Origin of the sequence: Nocardioides sp. (genome assembly GCF_004803405.1) — a bacterium.
GTDB lineage: Bacteria > Actinomycetota > Actinomycetes > Propionibacteriales > Nocardioidaceae > Nocardioides > Nocardioides vastitatis.
The window spans coordinates 4,473-25,161 of the sequence record NZ_SSXI01000241.1; the positions used below are offsets into that span (position 1 = coordinate 4,473).

26 protein-coding genes are annotated in these 20,689 nt (G+C 69.8%); 15 read left to right on the plus strand and 11 right to left on the minus strand.

The window, feature by feature from the left end:
- Positions 1-40 precede the first annotated feature (40 nt).
- On the minus strand, positions 41-328 hold the full coding sequence (locus E7Z54_RS17390; RefSeq protein WP_136435856.1) for a hypothetical protein: 288 nt from the start codon (positions 326-328) through the stop codon (positions 41-43).
- 216 nt (positions 329-544) lie between these two features.
- On the opposite strand from E7Z54_RS17390, the gene E7Z54_RS17395 reads away from it, so the two are divergent.
- The 3 genes from E7Z54_RS17395 to E7Z54_RS17405 all read left to right on the plus strand — a co-directional run bounded on the left by E7Z54_RS17395 (position 545) and on the right by E7Z54_RS17405 (position 2,403).
- Positions 545-1,108, plus strand: coding sequence for a dihydrofolate reductase family protein (locus E7Z54_RS17395; protein ID WP_136435858.1), 564 nt, complete (start codon positions 545-547; stop codon positions 1,106-1,108).
- 450 nt (positions 1,109-1,558) lie between these two features.
- Positions 1,559-1,870, plus strand: coding sequence for a hypothetical protein (locus E7Z54_RS17400; protein WP_240769758.1), 312 nt, complete (start codon positions 1,559-1,561; stop codon positions 1,868-1,870).
- A 266-nt stretch (positions 1,871-2,136) separates the two neighbouring features.
- Positions 2,137-2,403, plus strand: a complete 267-nt coding sequence (locus E7Z54_RS17405; protein WP_136435860.1) for a hypothetical protein — start codon at positions 2,137-2,139, stop codon at positions 2,401-2,403.
- 78 nt (positions 2,404-2,481) lie between these two features.
- On the opposite strand, the gene E7Z54_RS17410 is transcribed toward E7Z54_RS17405, so the two are convergent.
- Complete coding sequence (locus E7Z54_RS17410) at positions 2,482-2,877, minus strand: DUF805 domain-containing protein (RefSeq protein WP_136435862.1); 396 nt, start codon at positions 2,875-2,877, stop codon at positions 2,482-2,484.
- A 1,191-nt stretch (positions 2,878-4,068) separates the two neighbouring features.
- Here E7Z54_RS17410 and E7Z54_RS23415 point away from each other — a divergent pair.
- From E7Z54_RS23415 to E7Z54_RS17420, 3 genes are all read left to right on the plus strand, one after another.
- Positions 4,069-4,791 (plus strand): hypothetical protein, encoded by a 723-nt coding sequence (locus E7Z54_RS23415; RefSeq protein ID WP_168798397.1) that lies wholly within the window; start codon positions 4,069-4,071, stop codon positions 4,789-4,791.
- Position 4,792: 1 nt separating this feature from the next.
- Positions 4,793-5,356: an RNA polymerase sigma factor gene (locus E7Z54_RS17415; protein ID WP_168798398.1), complete on the plus strand. Its 564-nt coding sequence runs from the start codon at positions 4,793-4,795 to the stop codon at positions 5,354-5,356.
- A 74-nt stretch (positions 5,357-5,430) separates the two neighbouring features.
- Positions 5,431-5,997 carry a hypothetical protein gene (locus tag E7Z54_RS17420; RefSeq protein ID WP_136435866.1) on the plus strand — a complete coding sequence of 189 codons (567 nt, stop codon included), beginning with the start codon at positions 5,431-5,433 and terminating at the stop codon, positions 5,995-5,997.
- 236 nt (positions 5,998-6,233) lie between these two features.
- Here E7Z54_RS17420 and E7Z54_RS17425 read toward each other — a convergent pair whose 3' ends face one another.
- On the minus strand, positions 6,234-6,641 hold the full coding sequence (locus E7Z54_RS17425; protein ID WP_136435868.1) for a hypothetical protein: 408 nt from the start codon (positions 6,639-6,641) through the stop codon (positions 6,234-6,236).
- A gap of 283 nt (positions 6,642-6,924) precedes the next feature.
- On the opposite strand from E7Z54_RS17425, the gene E7Z54_RS17430 reads away from it, so the two are divergent.
- The 3 genes from E7Z54_RS17430 (at position 6,925) to E7Z54_RS17440 (ending at position 9,113) form a co-directional block, all read left to right on the plus strand.
- Positions 6,925-7,539, plus strand: a complete 615-nt coding sequence (locus E7Z54_RS17430; RefSeq protein ID WP_206056354.1) for a carboxymuconolactone decarboxylase family protein — start codon at positions 6,925-6,927, stop codon at positions 7,537-7,539.
- Positions 7,536-8,414 carry an RNA polymerase sigma-70 factor gene (locus E7Z54_RS17435; RefSeq protein WP_136435870.1) on the plus strand — a complete coding sequence of 293 codons (879 nt, stop codon included), beginning with the start codon at positions 7,536-7,538 and terminating at the stop codon, positions 8,412-8,414. Before E7Z54_RS17430 ends, E7Z54_RS17435 begins: the two co-directional genes overlap by 4 nt.
- 87 nt (positions 8,415-8,501) lie before the next feature.
- The gene (locus tag E7Z54_RS17440; protein ID WP_136435872.1) at positions 8,502-9,113 is read left to right on the plus strand and encodes a dihydrofolate reductase family protein; all 612 of its coding nucleotides are present in this window, start codon (positions 8,502-8,504) and stop codon (positions 9,111-9,113) included.
- Positions 9,114-9,119: 6 nt separating this feature from the next.
- Here the strand turns inward: E7Z54_RS17440 and E7Z54_RS17445 are convergent, their stop codons facing one another.
- The gene (locus E7Z54_RS17445; protein WP_168798399.1) at positions 9,120-10,034 is read right to left on the minus strand and encodes a DMT family transporter; all 915 of its coding nucleotides are present in this window, start codon (positions 10,032-10,034) and stop codon (positions 9,120-9,122) included.
- Positions 10,035-10,083: 49 nt separating this feature from the next.
- On the opposite strand from E7Z54_RS17445, the gene E7Z54_RS17450 reads away from it, so the two are divergent.
- Complete coding sequence (locus E7Z54_RS17450; RefSeq protein ID WP_240769759.1) at positions 10,084-10,665, plus strand: TetR/AcrR family transcriptional regulator; 582 nt, start codon at positions 10,084-10,086, stop codon at positions 10,663-10,665.
- A gap of 57 nt (positions 10,666-10,722) precedes the next feature.
- On the opposite strand, the gene E7Z54_RS17455 is transcribed toward E7Z54_RS17450, so the two are convergent.
- Positions 10,723-11,175 (minus strand): carboxymuconolactone decarboxylase family protein, encoded by a 453-nt coding sequence (locus E7Z54_RS17455; protein WP_136435878.1) that lies wholly within the window; start codon positions 11,173-11,175, stop codon positions 10,723-10,725.
- Positions 11,176-11,312: 137 nt separating this feature from the next.
- Here E7Z54_RS17455 and sigJ point away from each other — a divergent pair, with 137 nt between their 5' ends.
- Complete coding sequence (gene sigJ, locus E7Z54_RS17460; RefSeq protein ID WP_136435880.1) at positions 11,313-12,191, plus strand: RNA polymerase sigma factor SigJ; 879 nt, start codon at positions 11,313-11,315, stop codon at positions 12,189-12,191.
- Here the strand turns inward: sigJ and E7Z54_RS17465 are convergent.
- Positions 12,188-12,775, minus strand: a complete 588-nt coding sequence (locus E7Z54_RS17465; RefSeq protein WP_136435882.1) for a winged helix-turn-helix transcriptional regulator — start codon at positions 12,773-12,775, stop codon at positions 12,188-12,190. The genes sigJ and E7Z54_RS17465 overlap by 4 nt on opposite strands.
- A gap of 48 nt (positions 12,776-12,823) precedes the next feature.
- Here E7Z54_RS17465 and E7Z54_RS17470 point away from each other — a divergent pair, with 48 nt between their 5' ends.
- Positions 12,824-13,651, plus strand: coding sequence for an alpha/beta fold hydrolase (locus E7Z54_RS17470; protein ID WP_136435884.1), 828 nt, complete (start codon positions 12,824-12,826; stop codon positions 13,649-13,651).
- A 35-nt stretch (positions 13,652-13,686) separates the two neighbouring features.
- Here E7Z54_RS17470 and E7Z54_RS17475 read toward each other — a convergent pair whose 3' ends face one another.
- A complete protein-coding gene (locus E7Z54_RS17475; RefSeq protein WP_136435886.1) occupies positions 13,687-15,057 on the minus strand; it encodes a pyridoxal phosphate-dependent decarboxylase family protein in 1,371 nt (456 codons plus the stop codon).
- A gap of 58 nt (positions 15,058-15,115) precedes the next feature.
- A complete protein-coding gene (locus tag E7Z54_RS24430; RefSeq protein WP_378526879.1) occupies positions 15,116-15,490 on the minus strand; it encodes a DUF1272 domain-containing protein in 375 nt (124 codons plus the stop codon).
- Positions 15,491-15,604: 114 nt separating this feature from the next.
- Here E7Z54_RS24430 and E7Z54_RS17485 point away from each other — a divergent pair, with 114 nt between their 5' ends.
- Positions 15,605-16,126 carry a hypothetical protein gene (locus tag E7Z54_RS17485; RefSeq protein WP_136435890.1) on the plus strand — a complete coding sequence of 174 codons (522 nt, stop codon included), beginning with the start codon at positions 15,605-15,607 and terminating at the stop codon, positions 16,124-16,126.
- Positions 16,127-16,142: 16 nt separating this feature from the next.
- Here the strand turns inward: E7Z54_RS17485 and E7Z54_RS17490 are convergent, their stop codons facing one another.
- The gene (locus tag E7Z54_RS17490; RefSeq protein WP_136435891.1) at positions 16,143-17,615 is read right to left on the minus strand and encodes an amidohydrolase; all 1,473 of its coding nucleotides are present in this window, start codon (positions 17,613-17,615) and stop codon (positions 16,143-16,145) included.
- A gap of 89 nt (positions 17,616-17,704) precedes the next feature.
- Between E7Z54_RS17490 and E7Z54_RS17495 the strand changes: the two genes are divergently transcribed.
- On the plus strand, positions 17,705-18,103 hold the full coding sequence (locus E7Z54_RS17495) for a VOC family protein (RefSeq protein WP_136435893.1): 399 nt from the start codon (positions 17,705-17,707) through the stop codon (positions 18,101-18,103).
- A 31-nt stretch (positions 18,104-18,134) separates the two neighbouring features.
- Here the strand turns inward: E7Z54_RS17495 and E7Z54_RS17500 are convergent, their stop codons facing one another.
- Positions 18,135-19,010, minus strand: a complete 876-nt coding sequence (locus E7Z54_RS17500) for an HpcH/HpaI aldolase/citrate lyase family protein (protein ID WP_136435896.1) — start codon at positions 19,008-19,010, stop codon at positions 18,135-18,137.
- A gap of 4 nt (positions 19,011-19,014) precedes the next feature.
- Positions 19,015-20,127, minus strand: a complete 1,113-nt coding sequence (locus tag E7Z54_RS17505) for an HpcH/HpaI aldolase/citrate lyase family protein (RefSeq protein WP_136435898.1) — start codon at positions 20,125-20,127, stop codon at positions 19,015-19,017.
- A 145-nt stretch (positions 20,128-20,272) separates the two neighbouring features.
- Here E7Z54_RS17505 and E7Z54_RS17510 point away from each other — a divergent pair.
- The coding region (locus E7Z54_RS17510) for a hypothetical protein (protein ID WP_136435900.1) at positions 20,273-20,689 on the plus strand (417 nt) is incomplete at its 3' end.

The following is a 20,689-nucleotide window of genomic DNA, read 5'->3' on the forward strand; positions in this document are numbered from 1 at the left end:
GCCGCTGTCAGTGCTCTGACAGGGCATTGCCTCGTCTGGGCTAGGTGGGAATGTCGTCGTCGTCTGTGCGAGTCAGGACTAGTCGATCGTCGTCGGTCCAGGTGGCAAGCACTCCCTGAACCCCTATCGATCCGTTGCCGCTGGCGACCTCCACCCACCGTCCGTCGCTACCACGGCGATAGATGTCGACGTTGAGGTCGGCGCCGTCGCCGTTCGCATCGACCAGAGCGGCAGCAGCATCGCCCTCGACTTGCACGTCAATCACTCGTGCATACCGGGGGTCCCATCCGCCGACGGCGATCGCTGTGTCCGCGTCGAAGTCCGTCACGGGTTCATGGTGACAGTTGCGGAACGAAATCCGCACTCATTAATGCGCCCGATCACGCCGCGAGGGCGGTCGAGAAGATGCGTTATTGCGCCGCCTGTGCGCGTCAGTTATTCGGCCGACTGGTGCGCGGATTCGGGGGGCCAGGGGCCGGTGTCGCGGTTGTGCCCGTCGTGCCGTTGAGGCAAGGTCGAGGGACCACCACGGAGGGGGCGACCCATGCCGGGCCTGATGGTCGATGTCATCACCTCGTTGGACGGGTTCTCGTCGGCGGAGGGCTGGCCGGGATTGTGGGGCATGGGCGGCCCCGAGTACTTCGCGTGGCTGGGCGAGGACGCGACAGCACCGCACACCGTCCTGATGGGCGCTACCACTTACCGCTTGTTCGCTGGGTTCCTGGAGTCCGGCGAGGAGGACATCGGCGCGCTGACCGACATGGACAAAGTCGTGTTCTCCTCCACGCTGCAGCAGCCACTTACGTGGGCCAACACCCGACTGGTCGCCCGGGACGCGGTGGAGGTTGTCCGTGGGATGAAGCAGGACGGCCACCTCCCCCTTCGCACCATCGGCAGCCTCAGTCTATGTCGGTCGCTACTGGTCGCCGGCCTGGTCGATCGGTTCCGAGTGGTTGTGTTCCCGGTCGTCACCGGTGCGACCGGACGCGAGAACTTCTACGCCGGCTGGCCTGATGTCGCCCTCGAGACCGTCGACCATCGCACCTTTGACGCCCGACTGCAGATGATGGAGTACGTACCCACCCTGCTGGACGGTCCACCTGCATGATCTGGCGTTGACGGCAGTTGTCGCCCGCTGGCCGACAACTCGCGCACTCCCGCAGGACCGCACACGCGTGTCATTTCGCCGCGAACTGGAGACAGGATCTCCGATGAGCCACGGGTACGTGGTGCAATGCGTTCCGGCTCTGACCGGCTCAGCCTGAACGGAGTGTGTCAGTCATGCGTGATCCTGGCCGGGGACACCGACATTCCCAGAAAGCCCTTCGCAATAGCCTGTGAGGGCCATCGCGGCTGGCAGGGATGCCCGCTGATCAGAGTTCGGCCGAATCGTTTTCTGTCCGCAGCCGGTCGTGCTCCAGACGACTGCGGAGTAGGTTGGTTGCAGGAGCGCCCTTCAGTGGACGTGTGTGGGCAGTACGCGCACATCGTTCGCCACTGAGGGGCCGTTCCTCTCGGAGTCGCAGATCTGCTGGCGTGATCCTGACGCTGAGTCTCGATGCTGCTCGGCGGCCAGCGACCTACTCTTGCTCCAGAGCGGGAGTTGGCCGCGAAAAGCCAGGCATGGCTGGATCTAGGGTGCGTGGGCATGGTGGAGATAGTGCTGCGGGTCCGACTCGTCAGTGGTGACCAGATCGACGTCATGTATGAGCACGACGCGGTCGACGAGAACGAGGTCATTCAACGAGTCGTCGATACGCTCGCAGGAGAGTCCGGCGTGCTTCGCACCCAGCATGGTGACCGGCTCATGTTGCTCTTTGGCAGGGGCGTTGCCGCCGTCGAGGTGGCGCCACGCGGCGCAGTCCTGTGAGTCAAGCCCAGCAGCGTCGCTCAGCTCACGGCGAGAGCGATGTCTGGCCTCCCGCAGAAACCCACGACTCGGCCGTATCAAAGGCGTCCCCAAGTAGTCCTTACGGGTGAGCCCAGTAGGCCGTCTGTGGCACTCGAGGACGGCCGTTCGGCCACGCCGAGCGAAATGCAGAGAATCGACGGGGCCTTGGGGTTGCAATGGACGAAGGGACCGACGACACCCACACAGCAGAGTGGGACTGTCCGGGTGAGCAACAGGGGGCGACGATGGAGCAGCAACCGATGAACATGGTCACCGAGGTGGCCGCATGCACGATGGCGGCCGCACACCGACGCGATCACGACCACGGCCTCGGCGCCGACGACTGTCACCCTCACGTGGTGGAGATCGTGCACCTGGGACGCAGGGCGGTCTGTGTGTGCCACGACTGCCGGCTCGACTCCGGATTCCTGCCGCGTCGCGAGGCCGAGGCATTGGCCGTCGGCCATCGGGAGCTGACGCGCGACGCCAGCGTCCAGCTGCGCAGCGCCTGACCAGACCAGCGCCGCATCAGGACGGCGCTCAACGACGCTCGCCCACCAGCGCAGGCCCCGACCAATCAGGAGCGTGAGCTATACCGCGGCCTGTCGGGTGTCGTACCCGAACCCACCCTTGACGCTGGGACCGTACTGGTTCGTGTGGCTGTCGCCGTCGGTGACCATCCAGATGATCCAGAGGATGAAGCCGACGAGCGGGATCAGGAAGAGCAGCTGGAGCCAACCAGACTTTCCGATGTCGTGGAGCCTCCTCGCGGTGACCGAGATGGACGGAACCACCATCGCCAGACTGAAGAGGCCTGAGAGGAGACCCCAGCCGGTCGCTTCGTCGTAGGTCCCGACGAGGTTGTCGATGATCGCCAACCCGAGGACGATCAGGGCCGCCCACAAGAAGAACATCCAGTACTCCTTGCGGCGCGCCCGCCTTGAGAACGTGGCGTACTTCTTCAGCGCCATAACGAACCAGCTCATCACTTGCCTCCGGGGGGTCGTGTCGCCGGGAGCCATCGGTCCCGGCGTTTCTGGAAGCCTGCCGGGTTACCGAAGACGCGGTCAAGAAACTTTTACCAAGGGTTCGGCTATCGCTGGCTCAACGTGCTCGACTCGAGGGTCTAGTTCCCCACATCACTGCGCACTCCCGCATGACCGTTGCCCGCCAGCCCCTGCGTCACGGTCGGCCCCATCCTCAGGGGGCTGCTGCCACGCAGCTGGCGTCGCGATCATCGAGAAAGCGACCGCCCTATGCCGCGGTCCTCCGCATCGTGGGAGCGGGCGGTGGCGTGCTCGCTTTGATCGGCATCGCAACCAGTTTGCTGTAGGTGTCGGCGCTCTGGTGCTGGCCGAAGCGTGGTGTCTGACTCATGTCGCGCTGGCGGCCGTGCGTGCAAGCTCGCTCATGCCGGGACCCCGTGCTTAGCGGCACATCCTCATCGGCTTGTTCTCAGCCGCGGGGACGAAGTGGACCTCCTCGCCCTCCGCTTCGAAGGTGATGCTGTCATCGGAGTTGAGGGTCAGTTCGCCTTCTTGGTACGGGTCGCCCCACCCGTGGGGCGCACTACCTGGTCCGTCGTCGCCGTACAGAGGCTCGACTGCGTGCCACCAGCGCCCGTCGATCCGAAGGCTTTCAACCCCGCAATGGGTGTAGGCAAAGTAGTCGACGGCCTCACCCTACGGAGGCGCAGAGTCCGCGTACGTGGCGTCTTCCGCAATGCTGGGCTGATCCTCGGTCGTGCCGCAGGCGGTCAACAGCCCAACAGCCATCGCTCTGATGACAAGAGGACGAGACATTGGCACCACTCCTTGCGCAGGCTGCGCATGACGAATTGGCTCGCGGGTGGGACGACGGTCCAGACAGTACGGTTCCATGCACTCGACCCCCGTAGACGCCCGAACCCCCATCTGCCACAACCAGGGCCGCAACGCTCGCCCGCCGACTCTGCCGCTGAGCGTGCCGCGTGGGGCTCCGTTCGGAGACGGTGGCACTCCATGCTTGTAACGCCTCGACATGTAGGGGTGACGGCCCATGCTGAACTCCGAGGAGGACCAATGCGCGCGACGAGGATGGACGAGGGAGTCGGACGGCTGCTGACTGCGGCGGCGCCGGCCGTCGATCCTCCGTGTGAGGTCGCAATCGACCGCGTCTGGAGCCGTGTGGCGGCCGAGATGAATGAGAAGCCCCCGCGGTATCGCCGTCGTGGCCGGGTCGTGGCCGGTGCTGGTCTTGCCGCGTTCGTGCTGGGAGCTGGTGGTGTGGCGGCAGCAGAGGTCTGGAGCGCACACACAGGGCGGGCGGTCACCGACCCCGAGATCCGAGAGCTCAGCGGACCTGGTGAACACATCGATCCGATGGCTCCGGACTACCCGCAGGTCTATGACGAACTCACCGCGGACATCGAGTTCCCCGACGCGAAGAGCCGCGCGATCGCTCGCGCGATCGACATCCAGATCCGGGACCAGGACGTGGCGGACGCACGACGGTCCGGTCATTCGGTCGGCATGGTCAGCGGCGGCATTCGAGCCCAGGCTGCTCGCGACGCCATCTGCGCGTGGGGCAACCAGTGGGCTGCCTCGACCAAGTCCGGCAGCACCAGTGAGCGCAACGAGGCGATCGCCGCCCTCCAGGCCTCGGTCTCCTGGCCAGCCGTGACGGACATCGACCCCGAACAGATCTACGGACCGCAAGAGCGGTGGACGGACACGGACTCCGGGAGGACCGGCACGTACTACCCGCAGGAGACCGAGTTCGCGTATCTGCCAGATGTCGTGCAGGCGGCGAGCGGCGCCGACATCGCACGCATGGGGAAGTTGCTCGAGGACTGCTGGGCTGACCTGGTCCCGGCGCTTCCGCACCGGGAGGCGACTCCCGTGCTGGACGGGCAGGACTGACGTGAATCGGATCATCAGCTCCGACGAGTTCGAGCAGCTCTATCGAACCACCGTCCGCGACGTGTTCGGTTACGTGCAACGGCGCTCGGCGGGCGATGCAGAGAACCTGGTGGCCGAGGTATACGCCGTGGCGTGGCGCCGGCGCTCAGACCTGCCCCCATCCGTACTCCGCCGGGCATGGCTGTTCGGGGTCGCACGAACCCTCGTGGCGTCGGACGCGCGTCGGCACGCGATGGAGGAAGTGGCGCTCACGGAAGCTGGCGCCAATGCGGGCGCCCCAGTGCCGCACCGCGAATCGACTGAGGTCATCGCTGCCGTCAGGGTCGCTCTGGCCCGCCTGCCCGACAGCCACCGCGAGGTACTCCAACTTGTCGAGTGGGAACGGCTCAGGCCGGCGGAGCTGGCAATCGCATTGGGCGTGCGACCCGGAACGGCGCGTGTCCGGCTGCATCGCGCTCGCCGAGCGCTTGCGCAGGATCCGCGCGTGCAGGCACTCGCTGCCGAACCGAGGTCCGCAGTGGCGCAGGGTGTCGCGCCCGCGGCTGCAGACTGCGGGTCGGCCTGAGTGGATCCGCCCTGTCTTCCTCCATCACCTCCGATTCGGCACGAAGATGGTGAGGTTCGCCGTACGGTCGCCCGGTGTCCTGCTTCCGAGTCGCACCCGGCCAGCTCTCCCTCGTTGTCGCGCGGCTGCTCCTGGCGCCCTCGGTCCTTCTGCTGTTCGGATGCGGGGCCACCTCTGAGTCCCCGGCTCGGGACCCTGCTGCGCAACTGCCGGACGGGCTGGTCGCCACGGAGTCGGACGGCCGTCGCGTCACACTCGAACCGATCGAGGCCGAATGTGTGCCGAGCGAGTACGACCCCAAGGTGCAGATCGTCCGGGTGACTGCCGTCGTGGACGGCTCCCACCTGTTGATCGAGATCGTCCCATCGGACGTCGAAGGTGGACGCACGTTCGAGCTGCCCATCGACGCCGGCGACGAGGAGAGCGGCCCGGCCAATGCTCTGGTCTTCGTCGGCATGATGCCGGACCTGGAAGCATCCAGCGTCGAGGAGGAATCGACCGGCACCCTGGAGGTTGTCCGTGCCTCCTGCGACCCGGTCGAGGTCGAACTGACGATCGACGCCACGCTCGCGTCGGAGTACTCCGACGGGCAGGGCCTGAAGGTCGAGGGTCGTCTCGAGTTCCCGAGCTCGACCAGCTGACACTCAGCGGCGGGGCAGCCGGCCGGTTCCACGCCGGACCATGCGGTGTCGCGGACCATGAAGAACAGCATGATCGACAACAAGGCCACTCCAGCCACGCTGATCAGCGCGGAAGAAGCGACCGCGCCTGCCAAGGAGACGGTGACGCCGGCCCAGCACAGAAGTGGCCATGCCGGAGCACGAAGCCAGGGACTCAGCACCACGGCCACGATGCCCAGGGCCGCGACCCAGCCGCGTCAGGCGTCGCCCTGGTGGAGGCCGTAGGCGGCGCACAGCAGGCCCACCGCCACGAAGCCGCCAGCATCCACGAGGTGCCTGCGGCGTCGCGAGCGAAGATTCGGCCACCCGACGAGAGGGCCGGGCTCCACGGGCAGTACCCGACGCGGCTCGCCCCAGGTCCGTCGACGGTCGGCCTCGTCGTTGAATCCGAGAACGCTGATCGCCAGGATCGCCATCAACCCGGTCCCCAGGAGGATGGCCCACTGGGCCTCGTCGAACCTGCCCACGAGGGCCGCTTCGTAGGCAGCGACGAGTCCAGTCAGTGCCACCGGTACGCCGCGGGGGACGCGAAAGCCGGGGCTGACCAGCACGCAACACAGTCCGATCGCGCCGATCCAGGCCGCGACCTCTCGGCCATCAGCCACGGCGAGCACTGGAGCGAGGAGACTGCAGCCGGTCAGCAGCACCAGCTCGGCGTACCACCGCCACGGACGTGCCAGGTACCGGCGACCGGACCACAGGGGCCCGCGTTCACCGGCGTGAGCGCTTGTCGAACCTGACCAGGGCCACGCCCACAGACTAGGGAACGCGATCTGGGCGACCGCGTGCGACATGCACTGCCCTTCAGAAGCGTCAGCTTCGCTCGGCCGGTCGCGGGTCTTCCGCACCGACGTGTCACATCCGTCGCCCGGCCGGTGTCTTCATGGCATGACCACCTACACAGGAGGAGCCATGGAGCACACCACCCGCATCCCCCCGGCCGAGATCACCGGTATCAAGGGAGCCCTGATCAAGCGGATGATCACGAAGCGGCTCGGCATGGTGCCGACGTCCGTGGGCGTGTTCTGGCACAACCAGAAGGTGCTGTTCGCCAGCTTCGGCCTCGGCAGCAAGCTCGAGAAGTGGGACGCCTGCGACGAGAGCCTGAAGTCGTTCGCCCACATGGCCGTCGCCTCGCTGGTCGGCTGCACCTGGTGCCTGGACTTCAACTACTTCGAGGCGCGCAACCGCGGCCTCGACGTCGACAAGGCGCGGGAGATCCCGCGGTGGCGGGAGTCGGACAGGTTCACGCCGCTGGAGCGTGACGTCCTGGAGTACGCCGAGGCGATGAGCCAGACCCCGCCCACCGTGACCGACGAGCTGGTCGACCGCCTGCACGCCCAGCTCGGGCCGGCCGCGGTCGTCGAGCTCACGTCCGTCATCGGGTTCGCCAACCTGACCACGCGCGGCAACGTCGCCCTCGGCATCGAGTCCGACGGTTTCGCGGCGGCGTGTGGCATGAAGCCGCTGGCCGAGCGCCCCGGAGTAGCGTCCGCGTCATGAGCGTGGACCACTTCGTCGCCCACCGCAGCCTGCTGTTCACCGTCGCCTACGAGATGCTGGGCTCGGCCGTCGACGCCGAGGACGTGGTGCAGGAGGCCTGGCTGCGGTGGGCCGCGCTCGCCGACACCGAGCGCGCGGAGGTGCGTGAGCCGCGCGCCTACCTGGTCCGGATCGTCGCCCGGCTGTCGCTGAACCGGCTGCGCACCGTGGCGAGGCAGCGCGAGGACTACGTCGGGGAGTGGCTGCCCGAGCCGCTGCTCACCAGCCCCGACGTGGCCGAGGACGTCGAGCTCGCCGAGAACGTGTCCATCGCCATGCTGGCGGTCCTCGAGACCCTGCTGCCGACGGAGCGCGCGGTCTTCGTGCTGCGCGAGGTCTTCGACGTGCCCTACGACGAGATCGCCGAGGCGCTGGGCAAGTCGCCCGCTGCGGTGCGGCAGATCGCCGTACGCGCCCGCAAGCACGTGGCCGCTCGGCGGCCGCGCATGTCGGTGAGCCGCGCCGAGCAGGAGCAGGTCGTCGAACGGTTCCTCTCCGCCCTGACCACCGGCGACGTGCCGGGCCTGCTCGAGGTGCTCGCCCCCGACGTGCTCGTCGTCGGCGACGGCGGCGGCCTCGCCCCCACGATCCCGAAGCCGGTACGGGGTGCCGCGAAGCTCGCTCCGGTGATGGCGCGCTTCGCGGAGCTCGCGCCCGACGCGAAGGCGTTCGTTGTCGAGCTCAACGGCGGGATCGCCGCGCGGATCGACCCCGGCGGCGAGAACGACACCGCGGTGTCGTTCGTGATCGAGGACGGCCGGATCACGCAGATCTTCGCGATTCGCAACCCGCACAAGCTCGAGCGCCTGGTCGAGGTCTCGCAGCTTCGGCGGTGAGGCAGGGTCTGTCTCCGCGCTGGCCGCGCCGGTGAGTTCTGACCACGTTCCGGGTCAGTCCAGGCATCAGAGTCTGGAGGAGTGAGCATGAGCAGGGTCATCGCGGACATCTCGATGTCGCTCGACGGTTACGTCACCGCACCGCGGGTGGACCAGGAGCACGGTCTCGGTATCGGCGGCGAAGCGCTCCACGCCTGGGTGCTCGAGGAGCCCCGCTCCGCCGTGGACGCAGCGGTGCTGGCGCGCAGCTTCGAGGAGACCGGCGCGGTGGTGATGGGGCGGCGGCTGTTCGACATCGTGGACGGGCCGAACGGCTGGAGCGACGACGTCGGGTACGGACATGACCAGAACCAGTCGGCGGCACCGCCGTGCTTCGTCGTCACCCACCAACCGCCCACCCAGGTGCGGCTCGCATCCAGGTTTCGGTTCGTGACCTCCGGTGTCGCAGCCGCGATCGACCAGGCCCGGGCCACTGCCGGCGACAAGGACGTCTTCGTGATGGGCGGCGCCAACGTCATCGACCAGAGCCTGGCGGCGAGGCTGGTCGATGAGCTCCGCATCCACCTGTCGCCGCTGGTCCTGGGGGGCGGCACCCGGCTCTTCGACCTTGTCGGCCGAACGACGCTGGTCCAGCGGCAGGTCATCGAGTCGCCGCGGGCGACGCACCTCACCTACGAGGTCGTCAGGGACCAGGTCTGAGGTGCGTCACTCCACGGCTGACGTGCAAGCGCGAGCAGGTGTCGCCACGCGGAGATCTGGCGACACCGCCCGCTGCGGCCGTACGACGGCCGCCACCCCCGCGGCCGCGACGAGGAACCCGACGGCGGAGCGGACGGTCAGCGGCTCCCCGAACATCAGCCACGCCCAGACGGCCGCCGTCGCGGGGGTGAGGTAGAGCCAGGCGCTGACGACGACCGGCCCGGAGACTCGCAGCACGTAGAAGTAGGTGCCGTAGCCGCCGACGAACGCGAGCACCACCAGCCAGGCGACCGCCAGCCAGAAGTCGGCGTCGGGAGGAGGTGCGGCCCTCCCGGTCGCAAGCGCGAGGGCGGCGAAGAAGCCGAGGGCGACCACGGCCTGCACGGTGAGCGAGTCGAGCACGCCGTGCCGCTCGGGCTGGGGCCAGCGGCCGGCGACAAGGGTCGCGGCGGTCAGGCTGAGCGTGCCGAGGCCGACCACGGCGAGTCCCACCGAACCGCCCGCGCCGCTCAGGCCACTGCCCACGACGAGCAGCACGCCGACCAGCCCGGTCAGCAGCCCCAGCGCCTGGCGCCGATCGGTACTGCCGCTCGAAGCGATCCACAGCAGGGCCGCCACGAGCGGCGGCTGCAGCGAGGCCACGAGCGCCGACGTGCCGGGAAGGACGCCGAGGTCGGCTGCTCGGTAGACGGCGAGGAGGTAGCCGCCGTGGGCGAGGATCCCGATCACGCCCTCTCGCACGAGGAACCCGGCGTCGTACCGACGTCGGGTCCACAGCGCCCACGCGCACAGCGGCCCGACCACCACGACGTACCGCCACAGGAGGGTCGTCTCCGCCGGTGCCGACCGGGCGGCCAGGGTGGCGCCGACGAAGCCTGAGCTCCACAGGATGACGAGTGCGAGAGGGGCGAGACGGGTCATGCAACCGAGGGAACCATACCGGTCTGTATACTTGCAGTCTCCTCTGGAGGTGACTGTGACCACGACCGTCCGAAACCCGCACACCCCGACGGGTGCCCGCATCCTCGACACCGCCAGCGCGCTGTTCTACGAGCGCGGCATCCGGGCCGTCGGCGTCGACCTGATCGCCAACGAGGCCGGGACCACCAAGAAGACGCTCTACGACCGGTTCGGATCGAAGGACGAGCTGGTCGCCGCCTACCTCTCCCGGCGGGCGGCCCGGTGGGCCGCCTACCTGACCGACTACCTCGACCGCCACGCCACCGAGCCCGGCCCGCAGCGCGTGCTGGCCGTGATCGACGCGCTCGAGGAGTGGCTGAAGGGGCAGGACCGGGGCTGCGCCTTCGTCAACGCGTACGCCGAGATCGGCGGCACCGATCACCCGGGCAACGCCGTCATCCGTCAGGACAAGCAGGACATGCGGGCCCTCTTCGTGCGCCTGGTCGAGGAGGCTGGGATCCCGGACCCCGAGGTGGTCGGCGCCCAGGTGCACCTGCTCTACGAGGGAGCGATCGTGGTCCGCACCGCCGGCGGCATCGACGAGGCGTACGACGAGGCCAGGGCGGCCATGACCCGGCTGCTGTCCCGGTGAGCCGCCTCTTCCGAGGCAGGCGGGAGACCACCGTGAGCACCCGGGTCATGAGCCGCCTCAGGGGGCGACCGGGTAGTGGCTGGCGACCGCGATCCGGTTCCAGGTGTTGATGACGATGGTGAGCAGGACGACGGCTGCGACCTGCTTCTCCTCCAGGACGCCCTCGATGTCGACCTGCGGGGCGGGCGCGGCGTGCTCGTCGCCGATCCGGGTGATCCGCTCGGCCAGGGTCAGCGCCGCCTGCTCCTGTGGGGTGAAGTACTGCGACTCCCACCAGGCCGCGACCAGGGCGAGGCGGTCGGTGGTCTCGCCCTTCGCGAGCGCGTCGCGGGTGTGCATGCGCAGGCAGAAGGCGCAGCCGTTGAGCTGCGAGGCGCGGACCTTGACCAACTCGACGAGCAGCGGGTCGAGGCCTGCGGTCACCGCGGCCTCCTCGGCGGCCTTGTCTGCGGCGAGCTGGGCTTCGTAGGCAGCCGGGAAGAGCTTGGTGAGGTTGACGTGCGGCAGCATGATGACTTCCTGTTCTCGATGGCCCGCGGGTTCGGGGGCGTTCCCCGGGATGACGAGGCGGCGTACCCGAGTGTGAGGTCGCCACCTCACACTCCGGCTGCGCGACTCGTCATGGTGTGAGGAGCGAAGGAGCGCCGATGGACGACCTTGACGTGGTGATGGCGGAACGGCGACGGCTGATCGCCCTCGCCTACCGCATGTTCGGGACCCTCGAGGAGGCCGAGGACGCGGTGCAGGAGACCTACCTGCGCTGGTACCGGCTCACCGAGGAGGAGCGCGCGGCGATCGGCAATCCGCAGGGCTGGCTGACGCGGGTCGCCAGCAGGATCTGCCTCGACGTGCTGAAGTCGGCGCGCGCCCGGCGGGAGCAGTACGTCGGCGAGTGGCTGCCCGAGCCGGTGCCGGCGGGTCTCCTGGGTGACGGGTCGGCGCTCGACCCGGTCGATCGAGTGACCCTCGACGACACCGTGAGCACCGCGCTGCTGGTGGTTCTCGACGCGATGACGCCCGCCGAGCGGGTGGCGTTCGTGCTGCACGACGTGTTCGCGCTGCCCTTCCCCGAGATCGCCGAGATCGTCGGCCGCTCACCCGCAGCGGTGCGGCAGCTCGCGACCTCCGCCCGGCGCCGAGTCGCCGACCACCGCGACATCGTCGCCCGGCCCGGCGAGCACGACGCGGTGGTTCGGGCGTTCGTCGCGGCCGCCGCCGGCGGCAACCTCGACGCGCTCACCGCGCTGCTGGACCCCTCGGTCACCCTCTACTCCGACGGCGGCGGCGTGGTGAGCGCGGCCCGGAAACCGGTGGTCGGGCCGACGCGGGTCGCGCGGTTCCTGGTCGGCGTGCTCAGGAAGAGGTCGACCTGGGCCGTCGTGGAGCGGGTCACCGCCGACGGGCTCGGGCTGACCCTGACCGACAACGGGGAGGTGCGAGCAGTCCTCAACGTCCGGGTCGTCGGCGGACTCGTCACCGACGTGTGGATGGTGGTCAACCCCGGCAAGCTGACCGGCTGGCGCTAGATCGCTGCCCCTTGGATGATCGATCGCCGGAAGTCGCTCCATGTCTCGCTGAGGACAGCGGCCGCCAACGCGGTGGTCATCGAGACCCGATGCGGCTCTCGCTCGGAGGAACGCGTGCGCACCTCCGCCTCGATGCCGGCATCGCCCGCCGCCAGTGTGAGATCCACACCGTCCACCCGGATCGCGATCTCCTCGCCGTCGCCGTTCGCCTTCCCGGCAAGGAGCGCCGGAAGCGCGACGGCGAGCCAGCGCGCATCCGCGCGGTCCTCTGCGGGCCCGGGAGTCATCAGCGGCGTGCTCCAGCGCACCAGGGCCTCGATCGGCTCGCGCAGCCCGGCCCCTAGCGGCGTCAGCTCGTAGACGGGCCTGGCCCCCTCGGTCCGCCGCTCGATGACTCCAGCTCGCTGGAGGGTGTTCAGCCGGTCGGTCAGCAAGTTGGTGGCGATGCTGCCAAGACCCGCCTGCAGGTCGCGAAACCGAGCCGGTGCGATGAGCAGCTCGCGGACGATGAGCAGGCTCCAGCGGTCGCCGACGAGATCGAGGGCACGGGCGAGGCCGCAGTACTGACCGTAGGTCTTGGACATGCGATCTCCCTGTTGACAACAACCGTGACACTTGATTTTCTAAAGTCTATGACGACTGTGTCGCGCTTCGCCACCATCAACGGCAACCGGGTCCACTATGTCGACGAGGGCTCCGGGCCGACCCTGCTGATGCTGCACGGCAACCCGACCTCGTCGCTGGTCTGGCAAGGCGTCATCGACCGCCTCTCCTCCTCGTTCCGCTGCGTTGCGCCCGACTATCCGGGCTTCGGTCGCTCGACCGCCGGCGAGGGCTACACCTACACCGTCCGCGAGCACGCCGCCGTGGTCGCAGGTCTCGTCGAGCAGCTCGATCTGCGCGACTACGTCCTGGCCATGCAGGACTGGGGTGGCCCGATCGGTATCACCGCGGCAGCCCAGGACCCGGCACGCGTGCGCGGTCTGGTCATCGCGAACACCTGGGCGTGGCCCGTCAACGGTGATCCTCGCTTCGAGATCGCTTCGAGACTGATGGGCGGCCCACTCGGCCGGCTCGCGATCACCCGCCTCAACATGTTCGTCAACGTGATGCTTCCGTTGGGTCACCGGCTCCGGAAGCTGACAGACGACGAGATGCAGGCATATCGCGACGCGATGGCTACGCCCACCGCACGCCGCGCGGCGTCTGTCCTGCCCGCAGCGATTCTCGGCGAGCGCCAGCTGCTTGAAGAGACCGAGGAAGCCGTAGCGCGCTTCGCCGACCGTCGCTCGCTGATCGTGTGGGCTGACAAGGACGTGGCGTTCCAGGAGCGCGAGCTCGAGCGCTGGAGGCGCTTGCTGCCCGCCAGCACCGTCGTGCCCGTTCCCGGGGCCGGCCATTTCGTCCAGTCCGATGCACCCGAGGCCGTCGCTGCAGCCATCCGTAGCAGCTTCGCCTGAGGATCAGGTCAGCTCCTCCGGGACTGTCGCTTCCGCTAGGTCGCCGCGCGCAGGATGGCGTCGGCGGACAGCTCGATGTCCGACTCGGTCGTGGTCCAGTTCGAGACCGAGATCCGGATCAGGCGTCTGCCTCGCCAGGTGGTGGCTCCCACCCAGCACGTGCCGTCTCGCTGGACTGCGTCGACGACAGCATCGGTGCTGGACAGGTCCCCGAACCCGACCAGCACCTGGTTCAGCACGACCTCGTTGTAGACCGTCGCCCCGCCGGCGGTGAGCAGCTCGGCCATGCGCTGGGCATGGGCGCAGGACCGATCGACCAGATCCGCGACGCCGCTCCGTCCCAGCTCTCGAAGGGCGGCCCAGACCGCGAAGCCGCGGGCCCGTCGCGAGGACTCCGGGGTCACATCGCCGAGCACGTGGTCGGTGCCCCCCGAACCGGTCAAGTACGCGGCGGAGTAGGACATCGCGGCCGCATGCGCGCTCGCGTCGCGGCAGATGGCCAGGCCCGAGTCGTAGGGGACGTTGAGCCACTTGTGGGCGTCGGTTCCCCAGGAGTCCGCGAGCTCCACCCCCCGCGTCAGGTGTCGATGTCGCGGACTGGCGCCGGCCCAGAGCCCGAACGCCCCGTCGACGTGCACCCACGCGTCGTGGTGCCGCGCGAGTGGGACCGCCCGGTCGAAGTCGTCGCACGCGCCGGTGTTCACGTTGCCGGCTTGGAGGCAGACGATCGTCGGGGCGTCAGCGTTCTGGGCCAGGACCTCCCCGAGGTGGTCCACGTCGATCGCGCCGTCGTGGCCGGCACGGACCGGGTGGACGCTGGTGGTGCCCATGCCGAGCAGCCGCAGGGCACGGTCCACAGTGGCGTGGCGTTCCTCGCTGGCGACCACGCGGACCGGTGGGGCGCCGTACAGCCCGTCGTGGGCGACGTCCCAGCCGGCCCTGGCCAGCAGCTCGTTCCTTCCGATCGCGAGGCCGACGGTGTTGCCCGCCTGGGCGCCGGTCACGAAGGCCGTCGACGACTCGGTCGGCAGACCGAGCAGGTCCTTCGTCCAGGCGCCGGCCGCGCGCTCGGCTGCACCCGCGGCGAGGGAGAGGGCCTCGTTGTAGGCCGCTTGGTCCCAGCCGGTCGCGAGGATCTCGGCCGCGCTCGCCGCCGGCAGTGCGCCTCCGATGACGAACCCGAAGAAGCGCGGCCCGACCGAACCGGTGATGGCCCCGTCAGCGGCCATCAGCAGCTCGGTCAGGACGGAGTCGGGGTCCGTGGGTGCCTCGGGCAGCGGGCCGGCGAACGCCGCTCGTACGTCCTCGGCCGACCGGCGAGGAGTGATGGGGCGTTCTCCGACGGTTCGTCGGTGCTCCGCGGCCGCTCGGGCGGCGCGGACGAGGAGGTGCTCGACGTCGCTCACCTCATCACCGTGCAGCACGCGCCGACCTCGCACAACCACGGCGAGCGCGTTCCGAGGGTCACTGGTCGGCGGTCGTGGTCCCACCGACTGAGTCGCCGAGCGGGTGCTCGGTCAAGCAGTTCGGGTTCACGACACGGATCGTCGACGCTGGGTTCGACGTGAGCAGGTGGGCCGGGCGGATCGGCCGCGGCTCGAGATTGCCCCCGCAGTTCGGGCAGACGCCGTGGAGCCGGTCGCGGGCACAGTCGCCGCACCAGGTGCACTCGAAGGTGCAGATGAACGCGTCCTCGGACTCCGGGGGCAGGCCCCGCCCGCAACACTCGCAATGGGGTCTCAGCTCGAGCACCCGACCAGCATCCGCGGTCTGCGCGATCGGAACAAGGGGTGCTCGGACGCCCCGTCCTGGCCAGAGGCCCGCATCAGAGGCCGGCATCAGAGGGGCGGTCGGGTGCGTGACGGTCGCCGGATCGGGTACCGAGCGGGTCTACCACCGCCAGGGATTCGTGCCTGGCGCCAACGGCACCGACTGGCAAGTGAAGGGATCACCGTGGCTCGCAGGAACCCGCTGGGCAGGATCAAGGACATCGCCGTCGGATCGCTGAAGGCACCAGCGACCATGGCCGGGTCGGTGGTCGGTCTGGCCAAGGGCACCGTCTCCGCCGGTGCCCAGGTGGCCAAGACCGCCACCGAAAGCGTGGCCGGTGCGGTGCCCTACCTCAGAGGACGCAAGGTGCCGGACCCGGCGGCTGCCGACTCCGGCGGGCAGGAATCCAGCGTGGCGCCCGCGGTGGAGGAGGAGCCCGGCTCGAGCCCGCGGACCGAGCCGGTGAACGTGACCGAGGAGCTCGGCCTCGACCCGGCCCCGGTCGAGAAGCCGAAGCCGGCCAAGAAGGCGCCGACGAAGAAGCCGATGACGAGGATCGACGCCGCCGCCGACCCGAGCGACGTGGACGTCACGCCCGCCGACGTGGCCCAGGTCGTGGCCAAGAAGCCGGCGACCAGGAAGCCTGCGAAGAAGTCCACGGCGCAGCGGGTGCCGGGCGCTGAGGCCGAGCCCGACCAGGGCTGACCCACGCCGTCCTCCGTCACCGGGCGTCGTGCACGACCTCGCCGGCGACCACTGTCAGCGCGACCCGCGGCCGCACCTCGTGCAGCGGATCACCGTCCAGCAGCACCAGGTCGGCGCCGACGCCGGAGGCGACCATCCCGCGCCCACCCGTGGAGGTGGCCAGCGCCTCCTGCCGGGTCAGCGCCTGCTCGGGGTGCCAGGCGGGGCGGTCGTCGCCGGTGCGTCGTACGGCGCAGTCGATGGCCAGCCACGGGTCGAGCGGTGACACCGGGGCGTCGGACCCCAGCGAGATCGTCACCCCGGCGTCCGCCAGCCAGCGCAGCGCGAAGCAGCGGTCGGACCGGCCGGGCCAGACCGCCTCGGTGAGGTCGCGGTCGTCGACCAGGTGGTGCGGCTGCACGCTGGCCCGCAGGCCGAGCCGGGCGAGCCGGTGCACGTCGGTGGAGGTGACCAGCTGCACGTGCTCCATCGAGCCGGTGGCGCCCGTGGTCTCGTAGGCGTCGATGGCCTGCTCGACGGCGGCGTCGCCGATGGCATGGGTGGCGACCTCGAGGCCGTTCGCGCGGGCGCGGGCGAGCAGCGTGACCAGCTCCTCACCGGACAGGTTGGGCGCACCGGCGGGATGCTCCTCCGGAGCGCCGTGCGCATACGGCTGATGGCACCAGGCGGTGCGCGTGTTGAGCGAGCCGTCGCTGATCACCTTCAGCGGGCCCATGGTCAGCCGCTTCTCGCCGGGCAGGAGCAGGTCACCGGTCCGCAGGCCCTCGCCCAGCACCGGGCCCAGCTGGTCGCCGTACACCGCGACCTTCACCCGCAGCCGGTCGCAACCCTCCGACCAGCGCTCGCGCCAGGCCTCCACGCCGCCAGTGAACTCGAAGTCGACCAGGCCGACCACGCCCATCGCGGCGGCCTCGTCCAGGGTGCGGCGGTACGACGCCGGGTCGTCGCCGTCGGCGGTGAGCGCGGTGAGCCGCTCGTAGGCCTCGAACCACTCGTTCTCCGCGACCATCCCCTCGCGCAGCGGCAGGCCGAGCGCCGCCTGGGCCGCACTGTTGAGCCACGCGTGGTGGGCGTCGCCGGCGATCAGCACCACGGGCGTCACGCCCGCGGCGACATCGAGGTCGGCGGTCGTCGGCTCGTGCGACCAGGTGCCGGGGCGGTGGCCCCAGCCGATCACCGGCCTGCCCGGGCGCTCCGCGACCGCGGCGGCGACGAGCGTGGTCGCCTCCTCCGGGGAGCGCAGGGCGCTGGTGTCGAGCCGCCCCCGGGAGAGCGTCCACTGCCCGAGGTGGACGTGGGTGTCCCACAGTCCCGGCATCAGCCAACGGCCCGCGGCGTCGTACTCCTCGACGCCCTGCGGCCGCGACACCGCCTCGCCGACCGTGGTCACCCGCCCGTCCTCGAGGAGTACGTCGACGGGCCGGTCGGGCGCGCGGTCCTCCGCTCGCACCGGCACCAGCCGAACGTCGCGCAGGAGGAGGCCGCTCACGCGGCAAGCGTAGGAGTCGGGACGGCAGCCCTGCGCCGGGGTCCACGTCGGGTCGGGGCGGTTCGTCGCGCGACAGGCAGGATGGGTGCGTGGAGGTCCTCAGCAGTCGCGTCCTGCTCCATCCCACCGATCCGGCCCGCAGCCAGCGGTTCTACCGCGACACGCTGGGTCTCGCCGTCTACCGGGAGTTCGGCAGCCCCGAGGCGCCGGGCCTGGTCTTCCACCTGGGCAACGGCCTGCTCGAGGTCAGCGGTCGGGCGGCGGCACCACCGGGCGAGGCGGTCGCCCTGTGGATGCAGGTCCGCGACGTGCACGCCGAACATCGTCGGCTGCTGGGGGAGAAGGTGAGGATCCTGCGCGAGCCCCGCGAGGAGCCGTGGGGGTTGGTCGAGCTCTGGATCGCCGACCCCGACGGCGTGCGGATCGTCGTCGTCGAGATCCCCGAGGACCATCCGCTCCGGCGGGACCAGCGCGGGCTCCGTCGGTGAGTGCGGCCATCGCACCCGACCGACGGACCCCTCAGCCCTGCAGCGCCTGGATCGCCTCGTGGATCGACAGCGTGCGCTGAGCCGACTCGACGTGGAGGCTCTCCACCATCTTGCCGTTGTAGGTGACGACCCCGCTGCCGGCGCCGTTCTCCCAAGCCTGGATCAGGCCCCGGGCATCCTCAACCGCCTGCTCGCTCGGCGCGAAGCCGGCGTTGGCGCCCTCGACCTGGCCGGGGTGGATCAGCGTCTTGCCGTCGAAGCCCATCTGCCGGCCCTGCTCGACCTCGGCCAGGAAGCCGTCGATGTTCTTCACGTCGTTGTAGACGCCGTCGATGATCACGATGCCCGCGGCGCGGGCCGCGAGCAGCGCGAGGCCGAGGCCGGTGATCACGGGCTGCCGCCCCGGAACGTGCTCGGCGTACAGCTCCTTGACGAGGTCGTTGGTGCCCATCACGAAGCCGGTCAGTCGCTGGTGCGCCTGGGCGATCGACAGTGCGTTGAGCATCGCGATCGGGGTCTCGACCATCGCCCAGAGCTTCGTCCGCTCCGGCGCGCCGGCGGCCTCGAGGGCGGCGACGAGCTGGTGGACCTCCTCGGCCGAGTTCACCTTCGGGACCAGTAGGACGTCCGGGCCGGCCTTGGCGGCGGCGGCGATGTCGTCGTCGTGCCACTCGGTGCCGATGCCGTTGATGCGGATGATCAGCTCGCGACGGCCGTATTGGCCGGACTGCACCGCGGCCGCGGCAGCCTCGCGGGCGGACGGCTTGGCGTCCGGGGCGACCGCATCCTCGAGGTCGAAGATGATCGCGTCGGCGGCGATGGTCTTGGCCTTCTCGAGCGCCCGCTCGTTGGAGCTGGGCATGTAGAGCACGGACCGGCGGGGCCGGAACTGGGATGAGTCGCTCATCTGCTCAGGCCTCCACGGTCTCGATGGCGTCGTACTGCTTCTTCAGCTCGGGGTCGATCGCGGCGAGCTGCTCCGCGAGCTCCACGAGCACGAGGCACTGCTTGAGGGAGGCGTCGTCCTCCATCTTGCCGTCGATCATCACCGCGCCGGTGCCGTCGCCCATCGCGGCCACGACCCGGCGGGCGTGGGCGATGTCCTCGACGCTGGGGGAGAACACCCGGTTCGCGATCGCGATCTGCTTGGGGTGCAGGCTCCAGGTGCCGACGCAGCCGAGGAGGAAGGCGTTGCGGAACTGGTCCTCGCACGCGACCACGTCGGCGATGTCGCCGAACGGGCCGTAGTAGGGGTAGATGCCGTGCATCGCGCAGGCGTCGACCATCTTGGCGATCGTGTAGTGCCAGAGGTCCTGCTGGAAGATCGCGCGGCCCGGATCGAAGACGGGATCGGTCTCCGCGCTGTCGGTGCCGCGCGGCGGGTCCTGGCGGACCAGGTAGCCGGGGTGGCCGCCACCGACGCGGGTGGTCTTCATCTTGCGGTCGGCCGCGAGGTCGGCCGGGCCCAGCGAGAGCCCCTGCATGCGCGGGCTGGCGCCGCAGATCTCCTCGACGTTGGCCACGCCGCGGGCGGTCTCGAGGATCGCGTGCACGAGGATCGGCCTGGTGAGGCCAGCCTTCGCCTCGAGCTGGGCGAGCAGGCGGTCGATGTAGTGGATGTCCTCGGCGCCCTGCACCTTCGGGACCATGATCACGTCGAGCTTGTCGCCGATGGCGGGCACCAGCGTGGTCAGGTCGTCGAGCACCCAGGGGCTGTCGAGCGCGTTGATCCGGGTCCACAGCTGGGTCGGGCCGCTCTGTCCACCGAGATTGGCGGTCGACTGGGCGATCCGGACCAGGCCCTCGCGCGCGGCGACCTTGTTGTCCGCCTTGATGGCGTCCTCGAGGTTGCCGAGCAGCACGTCGACCGTGCCGATCATCCCGGGGACCTTCGCGGCCATCTTCTCGTTGCTGGGGTCGAAGAAGTGGATCGCGCGGCTCGGCCGGGCGGGGATCTCGCGCAGCGGCGCGGGAGCGCCCACAGCGAGCGGTCGGAAGAAGTCCCTGGCGCTCTTGAGGCTCATGCTCGACCTCGCGGGGCTCCGGGCGCGCAGGAGGCACGAGGGACGCGGTGCTGGATGGTTCGCTCGCTCACGTTCCGACAACCTACCGGCGGGTCACCTGGTCTGGGTATGACGGATGTCTCGCCGAGACGGGCCGGCTTGAGACATGCCCGGCCGGGGTACCTCCCAAGGTGTGACGCTCGCCGCGCATCCGCACTTCGGGCGGCCCCTGTGGACGCACCTCCTCGCCGCCGTCGGGCTCGTCGTCGCGTGGACCTCGGCCTTCCTCGTCCTGGTCAGCGTCGCCTACTACTTCTCCGCTTCGTGCGTCGACACCGCGCACAAGGGCCTCATCCCGGCCCCGGCATCGCCTCGGGGCGAGCTGGCCTGCGGGCGAGGCACGAGCTGGTTCTGGGTCGTGGTGCTGGCACTGATGGCGGCGGCGGTCGTCGGTGCGGCCGTGGCGTGGTCGCGGCAGCATCTGGTCTGGCTCGTCGTCGCAGCCCTGCTGGCGCCCGGCATCCCGGCCGGCGCGGTCGGTGCCGTCGCCCTGGTCCGGGCCGACTGCACGCCCGCCGAGTGG